At 63.7% G+C, this 3511-nt stretch carries 4 protein-coding genes and 1 pseudogene; 1 reads left to right on the plus strand and 4 read right to left on the minus strand.

Features of this window, described 5'->3' with window-relative positions; translation table 11 throughout:
- The 4 genes and pseudogenes from EN742_RS28340 to EN742_RS28355 form a co-directional block, all read right to left on the minus strand.
- A pseudogene (locus tag EN742_RS28340) lies at window positions 1-329 on the minus strand (3-oxoacyl-ACP synthase); the annotation flags it as partial.
- Window positions 330-338: 9 nt separating this feature from the next.
- Window positions 339-1409, minus strand: a complete 1071-nt coding sequence (gene plsX, locus EN742_RS28345) for a phosphate acyltransferase PlsX (protein ID WP_126054933.1) — start codon at window positions 1407-1409, stop codon at window positions 339-341.
- A gap of 125 nt (window positions 1410-1534) precedes the next feature.
- Window positions 1535-2083 carry a DUF177 domain-containing protein gene (locus tag EN742_RS28350; RefSeq protein WP_127406844.1) on the minus strand — a complete coding sequence of 183 codons (549 nt, stop codon included), beginning with the start codon at window positions 2081-2083 and terminating at the stop codon, window positions 1535-1537.
- A 10-nt stretch (window positions 2084-2093) separates the two neighbouring features.
- Entirely contained in the window at window positions 2094-2630 is a 537-nt protein-coding gene (locus EN742_RS28355; protein ID WP_126054935.1) for a ubiquinol-cytochrome C chaperone family protein, read from the minus strand.
- A gap of 116 nt (window positions 2631-2746) precedes the next feature.
- Here EN742_RS28355 and EN742_RS28360 point away from each other — a divergent pair, with 116 nt between their 5' ends.
- A complete protein-coding gene (locus EN742_RS28360; protein ID WP_126054936.1) occupies window positions 2747-3265 on the plus strand; it encodes an outer membrane protein assembly factor BamE in 519 nt (172 codons plus the stop codon).
- Window positions 3266-3511 lie beyond the last annotated feature (246 nt).

Raw genomic sequence — 3511 nt, forward strand, 5'->3', positions numbered from 1 at the left:
TGCAAGTCGAAGGCAAAGCCGTGATGCATGCCGAGCCGGTTCTGGATCTCGACGGCGGTCGCGGGGAAGGTGTTGTTGGGCGTCGAGGTCGCCAGCACGATCAGGTCGATGTCGGCGGGTGTCAGGCCGGCACTGTCAAGCGCGGCGCGCGCCGCCGCCTCGCCCAGCGAGGCGGTCGTCTCGTCGTCGGCCGCGACATGGCGCTGGCGAATGCCGGTACGCTGGACGATCCACTCGTCGGAGGTCTCGACCATGCCTTCGAAATCGGCATTCTTCATGATGCGGCGGGGCAGCGCGGCGCCCGAGCCGCGCACGACTGATCTGATCAAAGCTCTTTCCTATTCCTTTGCGCCGACAACGACGTCGGATTTCCTGTTTGCCTGGGCATGCGGATTGCGCGCATGGAACAGATCGAGATCGGCCTCGATGCGGTCAAGCAGATTATTGCGCACCATGTCGTAGCCAAGCTCGATCGCCGCCGCGAAGCCGTCCGAATCGGCGCCACCATGGCTTTTCACCACGATGCCGTTGAGGCCGAGGAAGACACCGCCATTGGAGCGCCCGACATCCATCTTCTCGCGCAGCCGGTCAAAGGCCCCCTTGGCGAAAACATAGCCGATCCTGGCCATCAGCGTGCGGCTCATGGCGGCGCGCAGGTAGCCGCCGATCTGTCTTGCGGTGCCCTCGGCGGTCTTGAGCGCGATGTTGCCGGCAAAGCCCTCGGTGACGACGACGTCGACCGTGCCCCTGCCGATGTCGTCGCCCTCGACGAAGCCGCGATAGTTCATCGAGGCCATGTTGGCCTCGCGCAGCATGCGCCCGGCCTCCTTGACCTCTTCCTGGCCCTTGATCTCCTCGACGCCGACATTGAGCAGACCGACGCTCGGGCGCTCGATGCCGAACACCGAACGCGCCATGCCGGTGCCCAGGATGGCGAAATCAATGAGTTGGTGCGCATCCGCGCCGATGGTGGCGCCTACGTCCAGCACCACGCTTTCGCCGCGCGTCGTCGGCCAGATCGCCGCGATCGCCGGACGGTCGATGGTGGCCATAGTGCGCAGGCAGAATTTCGACATCGCCATCAGCGCGCCGGTGTTTCCGGCCGAAATGCAGGCCTGTGCGGTGCCGGACTTCACCGCTTCGACCGCCTTCCACATCGACGACTTCCAGCGGCCATGGCGCAGCGCCTGGCTCGGCTTATCGTCCATGCGGACAGCGATCTCGCAATGCACGAATTCGCTCGCCTCGGCGAGCTTCGGAAACTTGGCAAGCTCGGGGCGCACAGCCTCCTCGCGGCCGTAGATGATGAAGCGGATATCGGGACGGCGAATGGCGACCGTCATGAGCGCCGGGATGACCACGCCTGGCCCGTGATCGCCGCCCATGGCATCGATGGAAATCCTGATCACGCGGTATTCATCTCACGGTTTGCCTGACCGGCGGAGTTGGTCAGGTTCGGGGGCTCGCGAAGGTTCGGCGAAAATAACGGTTTTGGGCTGCCGCACAACCAGCTTTTCTAATATCGGGTCCGGTTTCAGGATTTTCCAAGCAGGGACCGGAGCTTTTGCTGGAATTCGCTTTCCTCGGTCTCGCCGTCGCCCGAGACCTCCAGCGACGCTCCGGCCTTGCGCGGATACGGATCGATCGCCAGGCCAAAAAACTGCTCGGCAAGCGCGCCGACATCGATGGTGTCGCCGGAAAACGTCTCCGGGCTATCGGGTCCGTCGGCGTCGAGCAGGATCTCGCCGCCACCTTCGAAGCCCTGCCGCCCGAGCTTGGACTGTTCCGGCAGGAACAGCGCCTCGACCGGCTCGTCAATGTGCGCTGCGACCGGGTCCAGGGTAACGATGCAGGCCTGCGTGAAGTCGGCCTCGACACGGCCGCTGACCTTGACGCCATTGCGCTTCCACTGCGTCACCAGAAGCTCGGCGCGATACCGCTCGACCGAAAGCAGTTCGTGCTCGGTGGCGAGCGCAGTGCGCTGCCGTTCGTCGGCCTCGATCGTCACTGGCAGCCCCTTTTGCGGCAGGCGGGCGACATTGGCGACGAAGGATACCGGGCTTTGCGGATCGACATGTTTCATCTTCGCCTCCTCAGCCGGCCGCCGGAAACGTCACCGCGCCGGATGCGATCGATTCGGCCGGCTGGGCCGCAAGATGGCGGGCGGCACCCGCGACATAGGCGGCCAGCAGCGGCGCCTGCGGCCAGTCGGCGGCCTCGGGCAGGATATTGCGGGCAAGGGCGGCGGCGAGCGCGTCGCGGTCGTCGCGATCCAGCGCATCGTCATAAGCGGCTGTGCGGCCATAGAACATCTTGGCCAGCTTCTTCATGCGCTTCGGCACGCCGACGTCACTGATGCCCAGTTCCCGCAACGAATGTTCGACATCCAGGAAGAACTCGTCGATCAGCACCTGAGCGACCTCCGTCGCGGCCCCGTTTTCGCCGCGCAGCCGGTGCTGGAACAGGAACATGTGCAGCGACAGCATCTCGAAACGACCCAGCGGCGTATCCGGTACATTCCAGTCGGAATAAAACACGGTTTGCCGCGCCGCCGCCACGATTTGTGCGTAAAGCGCCTCGGTGATAGCGCGGTTGGCATGGCGTTCGCGGCCAAAAAGGCGTTGGAACATTGAGGGTGGTCTCCCGGGGACCTTTTGTTGAATTGGCCTTGTTGCATCGGCAGGCAAGCTGGTTTACCGGTTTTGCCGCCCAGCGCAAGTTGCGGGGATGTGATGGAGAATTGTTGTTGGGTGCGCTGAAATTCAAGTCGCTTTTTACGCCTGTTTCGGCGGGCGCGGCCTCTCTGCTGGTGGCGGTATCCGCGCTTTCGGCCTGCAATTCGTCCAAGATGATGGGTGACCTCAACCCCAGCGAGACGCTGACGCAGGGTTACGTCATCGACCAGCAGGCAATCGACTCGGTGCCGGTCGGGTCGAGCCGTGAGCAGGTTCTGCTGGCGCTTGGTACCCCGTCGACGACGGCGACCTTCGACAACGAGGCCTTCTACTACATCTCGCAGACGCGCAAGCGCTATGTCGCCTTCGACAAGCCGCATCTGGTCGACCAGAAAGTGCTGGCGGTCTATTTCGGCGCCGACGGCCGCGTCACCCAGATCGCCAATTACGGGCTGAAGGACGGCAAGATCTTCGACTTCATCTCGCGCACCACGCCGACCGGCGGCAAGGACCAGAACTTCCTCAGCCAGATCATCAACGGCGCCAGCAAGCTGGCGCCCGGCCTGCCCGGCGGCGGCAACGGCATGTGATCGACGGCCGGCTCGCTTTTCGCACGCGGGCAACACAGAATCAGGCAGCCAGGGACCCGCCGGATCGCTCCGGCGGGTCTTTGCTTGGTACTGACCGGTCGTTGCGGCTCAGGGAGGCCGGCTTTCCTCCAAGAGCAAAAGCAAAGCCACCGAATGTCCCGATGATCCTTTATTGATCATGGGGCGGGCGCAACTTCTGCGTTAGCCGTTTATCCACCACAAAACGCAATGGCGCTTGGGTTTCAT

The organism is Mesorhizobium sp. M4A.F.Ca.ET.020.02.1.1 (assembly GCF_004022645.1).
Taxonomy (GTDB): domain Bacteria; phylum Pseudomonadota; class Alphaproteobacteria; order Rhizobiales; family Rhizobiaceae; genus Mesorhizobium.

Bases quoted from the DNA above. Each gene is read 5' to 3' on its own strand.
- EN742_RS28350 (WP_127406844.1), bottom strand. From the start codon at position 2,083: ATGAAACATGTCGATCCGCAAAGCCCGGTATCCTTCGTCGCCAATGTC.
- EN742_RS28355 (WP_126054935.1), bottom strand. From the start codon at position 2,630: ATGTTCCAACGCCTTTTTGGCCGCGAACGCCATGCCAACCGCGCTATC.